The sequence below is a fragment of the Mesorhizobium sp. WSM4814 genome (assembly GCF_055811595.1).
Window position 1 is genome coordinate 103070 of sequence record NZ_JBVVQT010000020.1, and the last position, 17088, is coordinate 120157.

The 17088-nt window shown below is 64.0% G+C and carries 13 protein-coding genes and 1 tRNA gene; 9 read left to right on the forward strand and 5 right to left on the reverse strand.

Annotated features, from left to right (window positions below):
• Positions 1-81: 81 nt before the first annotated feature.
• From AC0L2V_RS25125 to AC0L2V_RS25135, 3 genes are read left to right on the forward strand one after another with little or no spacing between them, the layout of a single operon-like run.
• The gene (locus AC0L2V_RS25125) at positions 82-1191 is read left to right on the forward strand and encodes an ImuA family protein (RefSeq protein ID WP_473521487.1); all 1110 of its coding nucleotides are present in this window, start codon (positions 82-84) and stop codon (positions 1189-1191) included.
• Complete coding sequence (locus tag AC0L2V_RS25130) at positions 1133-2605, forward strand: DUF6504 family protein (RefSeq protein ID WP_473521488.1); 1473 nt, start codon at positions 1133-1135, stop codon at positions 2603-2605. The genes AC0L2V_RS25125 and AC0L2V_RS25130 overlap by 59 nt, the downstream gene beginning before the upstream one ends.
• The gene (locus AC0L2V_RS25135) at positions 2602-5877 is read left to right on the forward strand and encodes an error-prone DNA polymerase (protein WP_473521489.1); all 3276 of its coding nucleotides are present in this window, start codon (positions 2602-2604) and stop codon (positions 5875-5877) included. The genes AC0L2V_RS25130 and AC0L2V_RS25135 overlap by 4 nt, the downstream gene beginning before the upstream one ends.
• A gap of 37 nt (positions 5878-5914) precedes the next feature.
• Here the strand turns inward: AC0L2V_RS25135 and AC0L2V_RS25140 are convergent, their stop codons facing one another.
• The 4 genes from AC0L2V_RS25140 to AC0L2V_RS25155 form a co-directional block, all read right to left on the reverse strand.
• The gene (locus tag AC0L2V_RS25140) at positions 5915-6154 is read right to left on the reverse strand and encodes a Trm112 family protein (RefSeq protein WP_091592108.1); all 240 of its coding nucleotides are present in this window, start codon (positions 6152-6154) and stop codon (positions 5915-5917) included.
• Positions 6155-6408: 254 nt separating this feature from the next.
• Positions 6409-7080, reverse strand: a complete 672-nt coding sequence (locus tag AC0L2V_RS25145; protein ID WP_091592106.1) for an LON peptidase substrate-binding domain-containing protein — start codon at positions 7078-7080, stop codon at positions 6409-6411.
• Positions 7081-7264: 184 nt separating this feature from the next.
• Positions 7265-8260 (reverse strand): thioredoxin, encoded by a 996-nt coding sequence (gene trxA / locus AC0L2V_RS25150; RefSeq protein ID WP_473521490.1) that lies wholly within the window; start codon positions 8258-8260, stop codon positions 7265-7267.
• A gap of 92 nt (positions 8261-8352) precedes the next feature.
• Entirely contained in the window at positions 8353-8850 is a 498-nt protein-coding gene (locus AC0L2V_RS25155) for a prolyl-tRNA synthetase associated domain-containing protein (protein ID WP_128170050.1), read from the reverse strand.
• 233 nt (positions 8851-9083) lie between these two features.
• Here AC0L2V_RS25155 and AC0L2V_RS25160 point away from each other — a divergent pair.
• Positions 9084-9158: transfer RNA gene (locus tag AC0L2V_RS25160), tRNA-Gly, on the forward strand.
• Between the two features lie 372 nt (positions 9159-9530).
• Here AC0L2V_RS25160 and AC0L2V_RS25165 read toward each other — a convergent pair.
• Positions 9531-10400, reverse strand: coding sequence for a helix-turn-helix domain-containing protein (locus AC0L2V_RS25165; protein ID WP_473521491.1), 870 nt, complete (start codon positions 10398-10400; stop codon positions 9531-9533).
• 106 nt (positions 10401-10506) lie between these two features.
• On the opposite strand from AC0L2V_RS25165, the gene AC0L2V_RS25170 reads away from it, so the two are divergent.
• The 5 genes from AC0L2V_RS25170 to AC0L2V_RS25190 all read left to right on the forward strand — a co-directional run bounded on the left by AC0L2V_RS25170 (position 10507) and on the right by AC0L2V_RS25190 (position 16952).
• Positions 10507-11778, forward strand: coding sequence for an ABC transporter substrate-binding protein (locus AC0L2V_RS25170; protein WP_473521492.1), 1272 nt, complete (start codon positions 10507-10509; stop codon positions 11776-11778).
• Positions 11779-11986: 208 nt separating this feature from the next.
• Positions 11987-12847: a carbohydrate ABC transporter permease gene (locus AC0L2V_RS25175; RefSeq protein ID WP_023802709.1), complete on the forward strand. Its 861-nt coding sequence runs from the start codon at positions 11987-11989 to the stop codon at positions 12845-12847.
• Entirely contained in the window at positions 12844-13695 is an 852-nt protein-coding gene (locus AC0L2V_RS25180; protein WP_473521493.1) for a carbohydrate ABC transporter permease, read from the forward strand. The genes AC0L2V_RS25175 and AC0L2V_RS25180 overlap by 4 nt, the downstream gene beginning before the upstream one ends.
• Positions 13696-13702: 7 nt before the next feature.
• Positions 13703-14788: an ABC transporter ATP-binding protein gene (locus AC0L2V_RS25185; protein WP_473521494.1), complete on the forward strand. Its 1086-nt coding sequence runs from the start codon at positions 13703-13705 to the stop codon at positions 14786-14788.
• A gap of 130 nt (positions 14789-14918) precedes the next feature.
• Complete coding sequence (locus AC0L2V_RS25190; RefSeq protein WP_473521495.1) at positions 14919-16952, forward strand: aldo/keto reductase; 2034 nt, start codon at positions 14919-14921, stop codon at positions 16950-16952.
• Positions 16953-17088: the final 136 nt, after the last annotated feature.

Consider the following 17088-nt stretch of genomic DNA (forward strand, 5'->3'; position numbering starts at 1 on the left):
ATGACTCCGCTTGACTCTTCGGCCGCCCTCTGGAATCTATTAGAACATAACAGGAACAATTGTGAGTGGAAGCTGACCGTCATGGCGACAAGGGCCGTGGCGCGGGAGACTGTTTTTGCCCTGCGCCGCCAGATCGCGAAGATCGAGGGAACGCTGCCCGAGCGCCTGCAGGCGCCGGCCGGCGCTCCCGTTGATGCGCCCCGGAATCCAACAGCTGATGTCACTCCCGGGGATCCAACAGCTGATGTCACTCCCGGGGATCCAACAGCCGATGTCACGCCCAAAAATATCCCGCCCAAAAATCTGACAATCGTCCGCCGCGGCCTCGCCGTGGCGCCGCCCGATGCGTTTGTGCGCACCGGCGCCGAAGATCTCGATACTGCGCTCGGCGGCGGCCTGCCGAAGGCGGCGCTGAGCGAGATCCATGGCGCCGCGACCCGCGATGCCGGGGCCGTCGCCGGCTTCGCCCTGTCGCTCGTCAGCCTGATCCTCAAACAGGGGCCGCGACTGCCGGTCCTGTGGATCGGCACCGCGGAAATCTTCCGCGAGGCCGGCTTCCCCTATGCCACAGGGCTTCATCGCCTTTTCGGCATCGAGCCGGAGCAATTGCTGTTTTCCGAGGCGCCAAGGCTCCTCGACGCGCTGTGGACCGCCGAGGAGGCCGCCCGGATGACGGGGCTCGCCGCCGTCATCCTCGAAATCCGCGGCAGTCCGCAGCGGCTGGACCTCACCGCGACGCGGCGGCTGCACGCCCGGGCACAGAGCGCCGGCCGGCCGGTGTTTTTGCTGCGCCAGGCCGGCGAACCCGAGCCGACGGCGGCACCCGTCCGCCTCGTCCTGTCGGCGGCGCCGTCGGCACCACGCGAGACGATCGCCGGGCCGCTCGCCGGCTCGATCGGCCGTCCCGCCTTCACCGTCAGCATCGGCAAGAGCCGCACCGCCTTGCCAGGACAATTCACACTGGAGTGGAACCCCGATGAACGCAGTTTCGAGGAAAGAAGGGCTGGGGAAAGACGGCAAGAACGGGCAGCGAATCCTGTCCCTGTGGTTTCCGCATCTCGCCGCGGAAAGGATCCTGCGCCAGCGTCTGGGGCGGTCCTGGCGTTCGCGGCCGTCGGATCACCTGCCGCTGGTGATCAGCCATCGCCAGGCGAACGCGCAGCGCATCGCCGCCCTCGACGAGCGGGCTGAGGCGCTTCACCTGAAGCGCGGCATGGGCATAGCCGACGCGCGCGCCATGCATCCGTCGATCGACGTCGTGGAAGCCGATCCCGAGGCCGACCGCCGCCTGCTCGAAAGCCTCGCCGACTGGTGCGACCGCTACACCCCGCTGGTGGCGATCGACGCAGCCGATGGCCTGTTCCTCGACGTCACCGGCTGCACCCATCTTTTCGGCGGCGAACGGGCGATGCTGGATGACATCCTGTCGCGCTTTTTCCATCAGGGTTTCGATGTCCGCGCCGGCCTTGCCGCCACACCAGGTGCAGCCTGGGCGGCAGCGCGGTTTTCTGGTGACCGCATCGTCCCCGGTGGCGAGGAGGAGGCGCTTCTCGCGCCCTTGCCGCTGGCGGCGCTGCGCATCGAGCCTGACATCCGCGCCAGCCTGGAAAGCGTCGGCCTGCGCACGGCGGGCGCCGTCATGGCAGCACCGCGCGCGCCGCTCGCCCGCCGCTTCGGCAGATCGCTGCTTTTGCGTCTCGACCAGGCGCTCGGCCACCTCGACGAGGCGGTGTCGCCGCGCCTGCCGGTGGCGCCGCTTTCGGTCGAACGCCATCTCGCCGAACCGATCATGCTGACCGACGAAATAGAGCGGCTGGTGAAAATACTGGCGACGACATTGAAGGCGGACCTCGAGCGCCGCGGCGAGGGCGCAAGAAGGCTGGCGCTGCTGCTTTTCCGCGTCGACGGCGCCGTCAGCCGCATCGCCGTCGGCACCTCGCGGCCGTTGCGCGAGCCGTTGCTGATCCAGAAATTGTTCCACGAGAGGCTTGCCGCGCTCGAACAGGACATCGATGCCGGCTATGGCTTCGATCTCGTGCGCCTCTCGGTGCTGTCGGCCGCGGCCTTCGACATGCAGCAGGCGGATCTGACCGGCGAGACGCGCGACGACAGCGCCGACATCGCGCTTTTCGCCGACCGCATCCGCGCCCGGCTCGGCGACAGCGCGGTTTTGAAACCGGTCGCCGTCGAGAGTCATCTGCCCGAGCGCGCCGTCGCCATGCTTCCCTATGCGGAGGCGCCGCAAAGGGTCTCTGCGCCGAAGCAGCCGGACAGGATACAAGACACTTCCAGGCCTGTCTTGCGGCCGGAACGGCCGATCCGGCTGTTCCGCTCGCCCGAGCCGATCGAGGTGCCGGCCACCGAAATGCCTGAAGGACCGCCGCTGAACTTCCGCTGGCGGCGCGCGCTCTACCGGGTGGCGCGCGCCGAAGGGCCGGAACGCATCGCCCCGGAATGGTGGCGGGAGGCATCGGGGCAGGAAGCGACCCGGGATTATTTCCGCATCGAGGATAGCGACGGCGGCCGTTACTGGCTTTATCGCCAAGGGCTCTACGGCGCCTCGCAGGCGGCGCCGCGCTGGTTCATGCATGGGGTCTTCGCATGAACGCGCTGGCGGTCGTCCCCTATGCCGAATTCGGCATCCAGTCGAATTTCTCGTTCCTGCGCGGCGCCTCGAAACCGGAGGAGCTGGTGGTCGCGGCAAAGTTTTTGGGCTTTTCGTCGATCGGGCTTGCCGACCGCAACACGGTGGCCGGCGTCGTGCGAGCCTGGCAGCAGGCCAAGGTGGAAGGTCTTTCCTATCATCCCGGCTGCCGCCTGGTTTTTTGCGATGGCACGCCCGACGTTCTCGCCTATCCGCAGGACCGCAAGGGCTGGGGCCATCTGTGCCGCATGCTGACGCAGGCCAATATGCGCGACGACAGCGAAAAGGGCGCACCGCTGCTCTATCGCGACGACCTTTTCGAATGGGGCGATCGCATGTCGCTGGCGATCCTGCCGGATCTGTCGACGCCGGCGCAGGATCTCAGGCTGATCAGCCGCCTGAAAGATCGCTTCGGCAAGACCCTGCGGCTTGCCGTTTCGCCGGATTATCACGGCAACGACCGCTACCGTGTCGAGCAGGCGGCTGCCATGGCCGAGGCATCAGGCATTCCGCTGATGGCGACCAACGACGTTCTTTACCATACGTCCGAACGGCGCCGGCTGCAGGACGTGCTGACGGCGATCCGCCTCAACGTGCCTGTTGCCGAAGCCGGGCTGGAACTGGCGGCCAATGCCGAGCGCCATTTGAAGCCGCCAATGGAGATGGCGCGGCTGTTCCGGCGGCATCCGCAGGCACTGGCGCAAACGCTGCGCTTTGCCGGCGAATTGAGCTTCTCTCTCAGTGACCTCCAATACAACTATCCCGACGAACCCACGGAATCAGGGCTCGGGCCCCAGGCCGAACTGGAAAGGTTGGCTCTGGAGGGAGCCGCGATACGCTACCCCTCGGGCGTTCCCGCCGATGTGACCAGGCGCATCCGCGAGGAGCTCGCTTTGATCGAGCGCCTGAATTACGCGCGCTATTTCCTGACTGTCTACGACATCGTCAAATTCGCCCGCAGTCAGGGCATACTCTGCCAGGGACGTGGCTCCGCCGCCAACTCGGTGGTCTGCTATTGCATCGGCATCACCGAAGTGGGGCCTGAGCGGATCGATTCGCTTTTCGAGCGCTTCATTTCCGAGGAAAGAAACGAGCCGCCCGACATCGATGTCGATTTCGAGCATGAAAGACGCGAGGAGGTCATCCAGTATATCTACTCGAAATACAGCGCCAAGCGCACCGCGCTTGCCGCGGCCGTCGTCAGCTACCGGGGCCGGTCGGCGATGCGCGAAGTGGCCAAGGCGATGGGCCTGTCGGACGATGTCAGGAGCGCGCTGTCCAGCTCGATCTGGGGCTGGTCGACCTCGGAGCTCGGCGAAAAGGAGACCGGGGCCGGCGGCCTCGATCAAACCGATCCGTCGACAAGGCAGGTGATCGAATGCGCCAACGAGATCATGGGCTTTCCCCGTCATCTGTCGCAGCATGTCGGCGGCTTCGTCATCACCAGGGACCGGCTCGACGAGATCGTGCCCATCATCAAGACGGCGATGGACGAGCGCAAGATGGTCGAGTGGGACAAGGACGATCTCGACGCGGTGAAAATCCTGAAAGTCGACGTGCTGGCGCTCGGCATGCTGACCTGCCTGCAGCGCGCCTTCACCCTGCTTGAGGATCATTATCCCGATGCGCGGGATGATTTTGGCCGGCCCTATGTGCTGGCCACCCTCCCTGCCGAGGACAAACATGTCTACGACATGATCTGCCGCGCCGACACGATCGGCGTCTTCCAGATCGAATCGCGCGCCCAGATGTCGATGCTGCCGCGGCTCAGGCCGAAAACATTCTATGATCTCGTCATCGAGGTGGCGATCGTGCGGCCCGGCCCGATCCAGGGCGACATGGTCCACCCCTATCTGCGCCGCAGGCAAGGCAAGGAAAAGCCCGAATATCCCAAGCCGGAACTGGAAGAGATACTCGGCAGGACGCTGGGCGTGCCGCTGTTCCAGGAACAGGCGATGAAGATCGCCATTGTCGCCGGCGGCTTCAGGCCGGGCGAGGCCGATGAACTGCGCCGCGCCATGGCCACCTTCAAGCGCACCGGCACGATCGGCAATTATCGCAGGCGGATGGTCGACGGCATGATTTTGCGGGGTTACGAAAAGGACTTCGCCGAGCGCTGCTTCAAGCAGATCGAGGGTTTTGGCGAATATGGCTTTCCGGAAAGCCATGCCGCCTCCTTCGCCCTGCTGGTCTATGCCTCCTGCTGGTTCAAGACCTTCTATCCCGACGTGTTCTGCGCCGCGATCCTGAATTCCCAGCCGATGGGATTTTATCAGCCGGCTCAGCTTGTCCGCGACGCGCGTGACCATGGCGTCGAAATCCGCGAGGTCGACGTCAATTTTTCCGGTTGGGACTGCGCGCTGGAAGAAGTGCCTTTTGATCCAACCCGCATCCTCGACCGCCATGCCGAAATGCACGGCGTCATCCGGACCAGCCATGCCGTCCGGCTGGGTTTTCGCCAGGTCAAGGGCCTGTCGAAGGAGCGCATGGAGGTGTTTGTCGCCAGACGCGGCGACCGCTACGCATCCGTTCGCGATGTCTGGCTGCGCTCGGGCCTCTACGTCGACGAGATCGAGAAGCTGGCGCAAGCCGACGCTTTCCGTTCGCTCGGCCTCGACCGCCGCAACGCCCTGTGGGCGGTCCGCGCGCTCGACGGCAGGAGTGCCACGGAAACCCTGCCGCTGTTCGACCGGCCGGCGATCCGCTTGCGCGATCTCGAGCCCGAGACCAGGCTGCCGACAATGCCGCTCGGCGAGCACGTCGTCCACGACTATCGTTCGCTCGGCCTGTCGCTGAAGGCGCACCCGCTTGCCTTTCTGCGCCAGCGGCTGGACCGCTCAGGCGTCACCCCCAATGCGCGCCTCGGCCAGGTTCGGGACGGCAAGCGCGTTTCGGTAGCCGGCCTTGTCCTGGTGCGGCAGCGGCCGGGCAACGCCAAAGCGATTTTCCTGACGCTGGAAGACGAGCAGGCGGTCGCCAACGTCATTTTTTGGGAAAGGACCTTCAACCGCTACCGGCCCATTGTCATGGGCGCGCGGCTGATCCGCGTCACCGGCAAACTGCAGTCGGAATCGGACGTCATCCATATCGTCGCCGACAAGGTCGAGGACCTGACACCCTGGCTGTCCGTGCTTTTTGAGGAGAAGCCCGATGTCCCTGTCGTGCAAGACGACCGGCAGGACATCGCGGGGAAGGCAGAAAGGGTCATGCCCAAGGGGCGCAATTTTCAATAGGGGATGTGTCGGCGGGACAGCGAAGGATCACCACGCTTCAGGACGGCCCGCTCAACCGCGGCGGCGGCAATCCGTCGTCGAAGGGGAGCGAGCGTGCCTCCGAAGGCAGCATGATCGGAATGCCGTCACGCACCGGATAGGCAAGCCGTGCGACCCTCGAGATGAGCTCGCCGCGCTCCGGATCCCAGCTAAGCGGACCCTTGGTCAGCGGGCAGGCCAGCAATTCCAGCAGCTTGGGGTCGACATTGGCCTTCTTTCCCTCACGCCCATCCACCATTTTGTCAGTCCTCTCGTTCGTCCTCAGTCTTCGTGCGTTGACGCTGCCCCTCACCTGCCTGCCGGCATCCTCTCCCCGTATAGTGACGGGAGAGGGACGCTCTCATCGGTGGTTTCGCCAATCACCCGCGTTGCAGAACGTCCGCCAAGGCTGCCGACAGCCCCTTCTCCCCGTCCCTATACGGGGAGAAATGCCCGGCAGGGGCGGCGCCGACTTCCGCAATTGGCTTAGTCCCAGCGTTCCTTTTACTTTGCCTACTGCAAACTCGAGCCGAAATCCTCGTTCTCGCGTGCCAGCGCCATTTCGGTGATGGCGATCAGGGTTTCGGCGCGTGTCTTGAGGTCGGCCGCTTCGAGCAGCGCCTGTTTCTCGGCCGGCCCGTAGGGCGCCATCATCGACAGCGCATTGACCAGCATGGCGTTTTCGGCGCGGCTAACGCTTTCCCAGTCGGCTTCAAGATCGTTGGCCTGCAAATAGGCGCGAAATGCCTTGAGCAGCGCCGGCCGGTCGATCTCGGCCTCGGCCTGATCTTCGTCGAGATCGGTGAGAAAGGGGGCAAACCGGCACTGGCGGAAGGGCGTCTTGACCACAAGCTCCTGCACGATGCGGAACCGGCACACACCTTGCAGCGAAATCAGGTAGCGGCCGTCGCCGCTCTCGGAAAGCGCGATGATACGGCCGGCGCAGCCTACATTGCAAAGCGCCGGCTCGCCGTCGGGACGCCGCGAGCCGTCGAGGCTGGGCTGTATGACGCCGATCAGCCGCGATCCGGCGATCGCCTCATCGACCATCTCCAGATAGCGCGGCTCGAAAATGTTGAGCGGCATGCGGCCGCCCGGCAGCAGCAAGGCGCCTTCAAGCGGGAAGATCGGCACCGTCGGCGGCAAATCCGTATCGAGCCGGTAATGCGCGTTTCCCGCCTGCACTTCAAACCTCCGCTCGCTCCCTCAAGAAGCGCATCAAGCCCGCCCATCCCTTCGCAACCTGACCCAAAATCGTCACCAGGCCCAAAATCGTCAACAGGCAAAGAACGGATCGGTCAGGCCTCCTAATCTGGCGCAGACGTTGTCGACCGCAAGGCCATCAGGCAAAAACAGCTTGGTGCTGCGCTCAGGAAAACAGCAGCGACGACAATTTGCGACGTGCCGCCAGCGTTGCCTCGTCGGTCATGCCCCAGGCCTCGAAGAACTGCAGCAACTGCGTCTTGGCGCCGTCGTCGTTCCACGAGCGATCGGCCTTGACGATCGCCAGCAGATTGTCGGCTGCGGCCATGCGCTCGCCGTTGGCGTTCTGGATCATGGCAAGCTCGAAACGTGCCTGATGATCGCCGGGGTTCTCAGCCAGGCGCCGCTCGAGCTCGGCCGGATTGCCAAGTGCTTGTGCCTGCGCGGCGAGCGCCATCTTGGCGCGCACGGCGGCGAGCGGCGGCGCATCCTTTTTTGCTTCCGGCGCCCGCGCCAGCACGGCTTCGGCGCCCTCGGCATCGCCGGCCTCGAACAGCAGATCGCCCAGCCCGGCAATCGCCTCGATTGTCTCCGGCGCCTGTTCCAGGATCGCGTCGAAAATGTCCGCCGCGGTCTGCACATCGCCGGCGGCGCGCGCCTCCGCGGCCGCGGCAAGCGCCTCGGCCACCTGCGGCGCACCATTGCCCTTGCCGCCGACCTTCTGGATGAAGGCGGCGATCTGGCTCTCGGGAATGGCCCCCATGAAACCGTCGACCGGCTGGCCATCCTTGAATGCGATGACGGCCGGTATCGACTGGATGCCGAGCTGTCCGGCGATCGAAGGATGGTCGTCGATGTTCATCTTGACCAGCTTGACCTTGCCGCCGGCGGCGGTGACCGCCTTTTCCAGCAGCGGCGTCAGTTGCTTGCAGGGCCCGCACCATGGCGCCCAGAAATCGACCAGCACCGGCTGACGGCGCGATTCCTGGATGACGTCGGCGGCAAATGCTGCCGTCGTCGTCTCCTTGATGACGTCGGCAGCGACAGGCGGGTCGCCAAGCGCGACTTTCTCAGACGCCTCAGTGCCGCCATACTGCACAGTGGTGGCATACTGTCCGGCATTGCTGCCAAACGGGCCGCCAAATTGATTGTTGTCGCTCATCTCGTGCCCTTTCGGTCGCCGCCCGGCCGCCAGCCCGGCGCAACATCCTTAATTCTCACTCAGAAGTCGGTATATCGTCATCCATGTGGCGATCATGCCGTGACTTTCAAGATAACAGCATCATGCCCGGTTGCCTCGACGAATTTGACCAGGTCGGCGGCGGCGATCGATGTCGTTGCCTCGTTGGTCAGCGGATGGGCGTTGATGACGGCATGGCGCATCAACTCCTGGTCGAGAACGACCTTGACCCGTAACTGCGTATCGTTGATCAAGCCGAACACGGTGACCGCCCCCGGAGCGACGCCGAGAAGCTCCATCAGCATCTCCGGCTTGCCGAAGGACACGCGCCCGGCGGCGCCGATGATTTGGTGGATCTGCTTGAGATCGACCACCGCCTCCTCATCGACGCTGACCAGGAAGAAATTGTCCTTCCTGTCCTTGAGGAACAGGTTCTTGGTGTGCCCGCCGGCGATTTCCCCGCGCAGCGCCTGCGAATCGGCGACCGTGAACAGCGGCGGATGGCGCAGGGTCGAGACCTCGATCCCGAGATCGGCAAGAAAGGCGAAAAGCTCGGCTTCGGTTTTCGGCATGTCGTTTCTGTCGGACTTTCTTGTTGTCGCGCGTTTGGATCATGCCGTTTACGGCCAATGACGCGGCCGAGACAAGACCGTTGCGCGGCATGGCTGCCGATTGCGTTCCTGTCCGCGCCAGGGAAGGCTGGTTTGCGTCGCCGGGTGCGGCCCAAAAAACCTGCGATTTCCCTGTTGCAATCGCCGCGCCCTTCAGCCATATAGGCTCGGCTTGCGGCCCAAAAGCCGCGCGAGCGGGTGTAGCTCAGGGGTAGAGCACAACCTTGCCAAGGTTGGGGTCGAGCGTTCGAATCGCTTCACCCGCTCCAGTTTCCCAAGCGGGAAACAAGCATCGAAAAGCCGCGGTTCGCCGCGGCTTTTTCGCGTTTGGGCTGCACGGCACCAGCCAGCCGACGCCGAATAAAATTGCAAATCATGTGTGCGCGGCGGCGCATCGTAGCATCGAGATTCTTGGTCGGTTGGCGGGCTCCTTCATCTGTTCGGCCGATGCCGTGGGTCAAGAAAAAGCCGACATTCGAGTCCGATCCTAAGGGATCCCCTGGAACGGTCCTGCCCCTACAGACGGTCCAGCGAGCACCACCGGCCTCAGGGCCGGTGGTGCATTGTCGCGTGGGCGCCAAACCAAACCGTGACCGCCTTGGTGTTCGGCGCCCGGGTCCCAGCCATGTCCTGTGCATCGACTATCGGGCGCCCGCGCCTCTGCGAAAATCCGACGGCGACATGCCGGCCAGCTTGCGGAACGACTTGTTGAAGGCGCTGAGCGAGCCGAAGCCGGAGTCCATGGCGACGCGCAGCACGTTGGCGTCCTGGTGCATCAGCAGCGCCTGGGCGTAGCTGAGCCGCAACAGATTGACATATTCGTTGAGCGTCATGCCGGTCGACTTCTTGAAAACGCTCATGGCGTATTTGGGATGGATGTCGGCCGCCGCCGCGATGTCGACGCAGTCGATGTCGTAGAGGAAGTTCTCGGCGATGAAGTCGCACATGCGCCCGACATTGCGCAGCGATTGCTGGTCGAAGGGGCTGCCTGCTTCCTGCTCGATCGGCGTTTCGGGCACCAGCCGGTAGGGTTCGAAGCGCACCCGCTCCAGCCGCAGCAAGAGTTCGTTGACGGCGTGCTCGGCCTTGCACGCATCGCCCGAGCGGACGTAGCGGTTCCAGCGCTCGAAATTGTCGCTGTCGGACCGGTCGGTGGCATTGGTCACCAAGGTCGCGCCGGTCATCAGCCGGTTGCGGACGTCGGCGGGCAGGTGCAGCCGGAAGAAGTGCACCAGCGGCAGATGCGCGCCGGCATAGACCGCATCGTCCGACGCATCGTCCATCTGGTGCGGCAGGCCGCCCCAGAACAGGCACATGTCGCCGGCCGAAAGCGCGATCTCGTGCTCGTCCATGCGGTAGTGCACGGCGCCGCGGACGATGAAATTCACCTCGACCTGGGCATGCCAATGCGGCTTCAGCATCACCAGGGGCTGGGTGTGAAACATCTGCAGCAGCAGCGGCAGACCCTCCACGCTGCTGGCGCCGGGCTGGTAAAACGGCCTTTCCGGCATCTTACTTTCCGCCCATTCTTTATTCCCTTTGTCGCGGACAAGCCTTCGCCGGCGCCTAGTCTAGCCATGCTCGCGAAGAGAGAGCAAATGAAATGGGAGGATTTCAATGCGCATCACACTGACCTGCGCCGCGTTCGCGCTTGCCTTGGGCTCAGCCCCGGCCTTTGCGCAATCCGGTGAAATCACGATCTGGAGCTGGAACGTCGCCGCTTCGTCGCTGAAGGCCACCATAGAAGGTTTTAACAAGCAGTTCCCCGACATCAAGGTCACGGTCCAGGATCTCGGCAACCAGCCGACCTATGACAAGTCGATCGCCGGCTGCGCCGCCGGCGGAGAGGGGCTGCCGGACATCGTGACGATCGAGAACGGTGAGGCCGAGAACTACTGGAGCCAGTTCCCGGACTGCTTCGTCGACCTCCATACGCTCGGCTATACCGCCGAGGACCAGGCAAAATTCCCCGATTTCAAGCGCACCGAGCTCGAAGTGGAAGACAAGGCCTATGCGATGCCGTGGGATTCCGGCCCGGTGGCGATGTACTATCGCCGCGACTTCTATGAGAAGGCCGGCGTCGACCCGACCTCGATCAAGACCTGGGACGATTTCATTGCCGCCGGCAAGAAGATCCAGGAGGCCAATCCCGGCGTGACGATGACCAACGCCGATTTCAACGGCGACTCCGAATTCTTCCGCATGATCGCCAACGAGCAGGGCTGCGCCTATTTCGCTGCCGACGGGCAGTCGATCACCGTCAACCAGCCGGGCTGCGTGGCGTCGATGACCAAGATCAAGGATATGAAGGACGCCGGCATCATCACCTCGGCCGATTGGGGCACCAAGATCACCAACAACACCGCCGACAAGGTCGCCAGCCAGATGTATGGCGGCTGGTACGAGGGCACCATACGCACCGAGTCGCCCGACGGCAGCGGCAAATGGGGCGTCTACCTGATGCCGAGCCTCACCGCCGACGGCCCGCGCGCCGCCAATCTCGGCGGTTCCTCGCTCGCCATCACCTCGGTGTCGAACAACAAGGAAGCCGCCTACGCCTACCTGAAATACTCCCTCGCGACCAACGAGGGCCAGATAGCGATGCTGAAGGGTTTTGGCCTGGTGCCGTCGCTGATCTCGGCGCTCGACGACCCCTATGTCTCCGAAGGCCAGCCCTATTGGGGCGGCCAGGCGGTGTGGAAGGACATTCTTGGCACCTTGCCGAAAGTCGTCCCCAGCCGCGGCACGCCGTTCCAGAGCGACGCGGAAATCATCGTCCGCGCAGTGCAGACCAAATATCTCGGCGGCGGCTACCCCGACGCCAAGGCGGCGCTCGACGATGCCGCAAGCCAGATCGCCTCGGCGACCGGCCTGCCGGTCGAAGAGTGATCTGAACGCGACTCCCCTTCTCCCCTTGTGGGAGAAGGTGGCCTCGCGAAGCGAGGTCGGATGAGGGGTGTTCCAGGGAACACCAACGTCTCATTCCGTCCAGCACCCCTCATCCGTCTTGGCGCTGCGCGCCAATCCACCTTCTCCCACAAGGGGAGAAGGCAAGGCAGGCCGGTAAACCTAGAAACGGGAAGCGAAGGAGGCAACGATGCGCTATCAGAACGCCACGGCGTACCGCTTCCTCGCGCCCTATCTGCTGATCTTCTCGATCTTCTGGCTGTGGCCGATCATCAACTCCTTCCTGATCTCCTTCCAGGCGACGCGCACCGTGCCGTGGCGGTTCGCGCCGACCTTCAACTGGGGCCGGCTGATCGGCGACCCGGCCTTTTTCAACGCCTTGAAGAACACGCTGCTCATCCTCGTCATCCAGGTGCCGGTGATGATCACTTTGGCGATCGTCATGGCGGTGCTGCTCAATTCGCCGCTGCTCAAGGCCCGTGGCCTGTTCCGCTTCGCCTTTTTCGCCCCGGTCGTGGTCGGCGAAGTCGCCTATTCGGCGGTGTTCCGGCTGATGTTCAATCTCGACTACGGCATCATCAACAAGCTGCTGAACAGCGTCGGCCTGCCGCGTATCGACTGGTTTTCCAACGTCACCCCGGCGATGGCGGTGATCATGATCGCGGTGACCTGGCGCTGGGCCGGCTACAATGCCATCATCCTGCTCGCCGGCCTGCAGTCCATCCCCCAGGATGTCTATGAGGCGGCGACGCTGGACCGCGTCAGCAAGCTCAAGCAGTTCTTCTACATCACCCTGCCGCTGCTCAAGCCGATCATCGTGTTCTGCGCCGTGCTGTCGATCATCGGCACCATGCAGCTGTTCACCGAACCGTTCCTGATCACCGAGCGCGGCGGGCCGGGCGGCGGCACCGAAACGCTCGGGCTGCTGCTTTACCGCCAGGGTTTCAGGTCGCTCAATTTCGGCTACGCCTCGGCCATCGCCTACACCATGGCCGGGCTGGCGATCGCCATCTCGCTGGTGCAACTGTGGCTGACGAGGGAGCCGAAATGAGCTCACGTTCCGCTTCGAGCCGTTCCTTCTCCAGATTGGGACGCAGCATCGCGCTGCATCTCTTCCTGACGCCGCTGGCGCTGATCTGGCTGTTTCCGCTGTGGATGATGGTGATCTTCTCGACCATGCCCGACAGGGGCATTTTCAGCCCCAGCATCGAGCTTTTGCCGCACGGCAGCTTTCTCGACAACGTCAACAATCTGCAGCGCGACACCAATTTCATCGGCGCCATCGGCATCTCGGTCTCGGTGGCGGTGACCTATACGTTCCTGTCGGTGCTGCTCACCTCGATGGCCGGCTGGGCGCTGGCGCGCTACCAGTTCTTCGGCAAGGGCGTCGTCGTCGCGATCATCCTCGGCACCATCACGCTGCCCTATGCTGTCGTGCTGATCCCGCAATTCATCATGGTGGCGCGCGACTTCAAGCTCGCCAACACCTGGGTGGCGCTGATCGTGCCGCCGCTGTTCAATTCGCTCGGCGTGCTGTTCATGCGGCAGAGCTTCTCGATGATGCCGGGCGATCTGTTCGACGCCGCACGCGTCGAGGGGGTCAAGGAATGGCGGATCTTCCTGTTCGTAGCGCTGCCGCTGGCGCGGCCGATGCTGGCGGCGCTCGCCATCATCCTGTTCCTTGCCTCTTGGAACAATTATCTCTGGCCGCTGCTGATCAATTCCAAACCCGGCGCGATGACGGCGCCGGTGGCGCTCGGCACGCTGATCGGCCTCACCAAAGTGTCGTGGGGCGGCATCATGGCGGGCGCCGTAATGCTCACCGTGCCGATGCTCGTCGTGTTCGTGCTCTTGCAGCGCCATTTCGTCGCCGGCATTGCCGCCGGCGCCATCAAATAGGATCAGCATGGCAGCGGTCACACTCAAAAATGTCGTCAAGCGCTTCGGTGTCTTCGAGATCGTTCACGGCGCGAACATCGACGTCGACGACGGCGAATTCGTCGTCTTCGTCGGCCCCTCCGGCTGCGGCAAGTCCACGCTGCTCAGGATGATCGCCGGGCTCGAGGACATCAGCGGCGGCGAGATCGCCATCGGCGGCAAGGTAGTGAACAATGTCGAGCCGGCCGACCGCGGCATCGCCATGGTGTTCCAGTCCTACGCGCTCTATCCGCATATGAGCGTCGAGCAGAACCTGAGCTTTGGGCTGAGAATGAACGGCAACCCGAAAGCTGACACCGAGCGGCGGGTGAAGCGGGCCGCCGAGATCCTGCGCATCGCCGAGCTGATGAAGCGGCGCCCGCGGCAATTGTCGGGCGGCCAGCGCCAGCGCGTCGCCATCGGCCGCGCCATCGTGCGCGAGCCGCAAGTGTTCCTGTTCGACGAGCCGCTGAGCAATCTCGACGCCGAGCTCAGGGTGCAGATGCGGGTCGAGATCTCGCGCCTGCACAAGGAGCTCGGCGTCACCATGATCTATGTGACGCACGACCAGACCGAAGCAATGACGCTGGCCGACAGAATTGTCGTGCTCAACGCCGGCAATATCGAGCAGATCGGCGCGCCGCTCGATCTCTATGACGACCCCGCCAACCGCTTCGTCGCCGGTTTCGTCGGCTCGCCGAAGATGAATTTTCTGGCGGCACAAGTGGTTGGCAACGACGGCAATGCGACGGTCATCGAACTCGCCAACCATGGCGGCGCTCGGCTGCGGAAACCGCTGTCGGGCGCCCCGCCTGCGGTCGGCGCCGAGGTCGTGCTCGGGGTGCGGCCGGAGCATTTCTTCGAAGCCGGCGAAGGCGACTGCGACATCGCCGTCAAGGCCGACGTCGCCGAGCATCTCGGATCGGTGAGCTACGTCTATGCCAATGCCGGACCAGAGGAACTGATCATCGAGCGCGAGGCGTCGCGGCAGCGGGCGACTGGCGACCACATGGTGGTGTCGATAAAGGCTGGCCAATCGCTTCTCTTCGACACGTCAGGTGCTCGTATTCGCTAGTGCCCAAAAGCATGCCCTCGGGCGTGAACCGAGGGTGCGCAGCGGTTTGGGACAACGCCATGCACACCAAGACACGCAATTTTTCTTTCACCAACTCGCGACGCCGAGGCGACCCCAAGGAGATCCAGGAATGACGTCCGAACCACAAAAAATCCGCTGGGGCATTCTCGGGCCCGGCACCATCGCCAAGGCCTTTGCCGGCGGCGTCGCCCATTCGCGCACCGGCACATTGGTCGCCATTGGTGCGCGCAATCCCGGCAAACCAGGCCTCGCTGAAAACTTCCCTGGTGCCCTCATCCTCGACGGCTACGAGGCTTTGCTCGCCGATCCGGACGTCGATGCGGTCTACATTTCGACGCCGCACCCCAGCCACGCCGAATGGGCGATCAGGGCGGCCGAGGCCGGAAAACATGTGCTTTGCGAAAAGCCGATGGGGCTCACCGCTTTCGAGGCCGACGCGATGATCCATGCAGCGCGCAGGGCCGGCACCTTTCTCGGCGAGGCTTTCATGTACCGGCTGCATCCGCAGACGGCAAAGCTGGTCGACCTCGTCAGGTCCGGCGCAATCGGCGAGGTGCGCATGGTGAAATCGAGCTTCGGCTTCGCCATGCCTGGCTTCATGCCGGAGCACCGGCTTTATGCCAACGATCTCGCCGGCGGCGGCATTCTCGACGTCGGCGGCTACCCCGTTTCGATGGCGCGGCTGATTGCCGGGGCCGCATCGGGAAAGCTTTTCGCCGAGCCGGACAAGGTGGCGGGTGCGGCGCATCTCGGCCAGTCCGGCGTCGACGAATGGGCTTCGGCGCTGCTGCATTTTCCCAACGGCATCGTCGCCGAAGTCTCCTGCGGCATCTCGCTCGCCCAGGACAATATCCTGCGCATCCTTGGTACCAAAGGCCGCATCGAGGTCGCGGATTTCTGGTATGCGAGCGGCAGGGAAGGCGGCACCGGCGAGATCCGCATCATCCGTTCAGGCGGTGAGGAGGTGGTCGAGGTCAGGGAAGACCGCTGGCTCTACGCTTTCGAGGTCGACGCCGCCGGCGAGGCGATCCTGGCCGGAAAGCAGGAGTTTGCCTGGCCCGGCATGGGCTGGGCCGACAGTCTCGGCAATCTGCGTGTGCTCGACAAATGGCGTGCCGCCATCGGGCTCGAATACGAGATCGAAAAACCCGAAAAACGTGTCGACACCATTTCTGGCCGGCGGCTGCGCTCCGGCGGCACCATCATTGCGAAGCGCGAAATTCCGGGCCTGCCGCGGCCGGCCTCGTGCCTGGCGCTCGGCTTCGAGGATTTTCGCACCTTCTCCTCCGGCATGATCCTGCTCGATGCCTATTTCGAAGCCGGCGGCAACGTCTTCGACACCGCCTTCATCTACGGCAGCGGCTACACCGAAACGCTGCTCGGCCAATGGCTGAAAAACCGCGGCGTGCGTGAGCAAGCAGTAGTCATCGGCAAGGGCGCGCACACCCCGCTCTGCTATCCCGATGTGATCGGCAAGCAGCTCACCCAGTCGCTCGACCGGCTGCAGACCGATCATGTCGACGTCTATTTCATGCACCGCGACGATCCCGACGTGCCGGTCGACGAATTCGTCGACGCGATGGACCGGGAGGTCAGGGCTGGCCGCATCCGCGGTCCGTTCGGCGGCTCGAACTGGACGAGGGAACGCATGGACGAGGCGATTGCCTATGCCGAGCGGACCGGCAAGCAGAAGCCTGGCGCGCTTTCGAACAATTTTTCGCTGGCCGAGATGCTGGTGCCGATCTGGCCGGGTTGCGTCACCTCGTCGAGCGACGACTGGAAGGCCTGGCTGACGGCCCGGCAGATGCCCAATTTCGCCTGGTCGAGCCAGGGACGGGGTTTTTTCACCGGCCGCGCCGGGCGTGACCAGCGTGACAATGAAGAGTTGGTCCGGGTCTGGTACTCCGAGAAGAATTTCGTCCGCCGCGACCGGGCGATCGAGCTCGCCAACCGGCTGGGCAAGAGCCCGATCCATGTCGCGCTCGCCTACGTCCTGGCCCAGCCATTCCCGTCCGTCCCGCTGATCGGACCACGCACGCTCGACGAACTGGAGGACAGCCTGCAGGCGCTCGACATTGCGCTTTCGCTCGACGACATTGCGTGGCTGGATAGCGGATCGGATCAGCATCGACGCACGGGCTGAGGGGGGCATCGCTGCCGTTTCCTTCTCCCCTTGTGGTGTTTGGACCGGAGACATCGCGAACAGGTGTGCGAGGACATCGCGAACAGTTTTGCCATCCTATTGAGCAAGGGCATTGAGGTCGATGGTCTCTATTTTC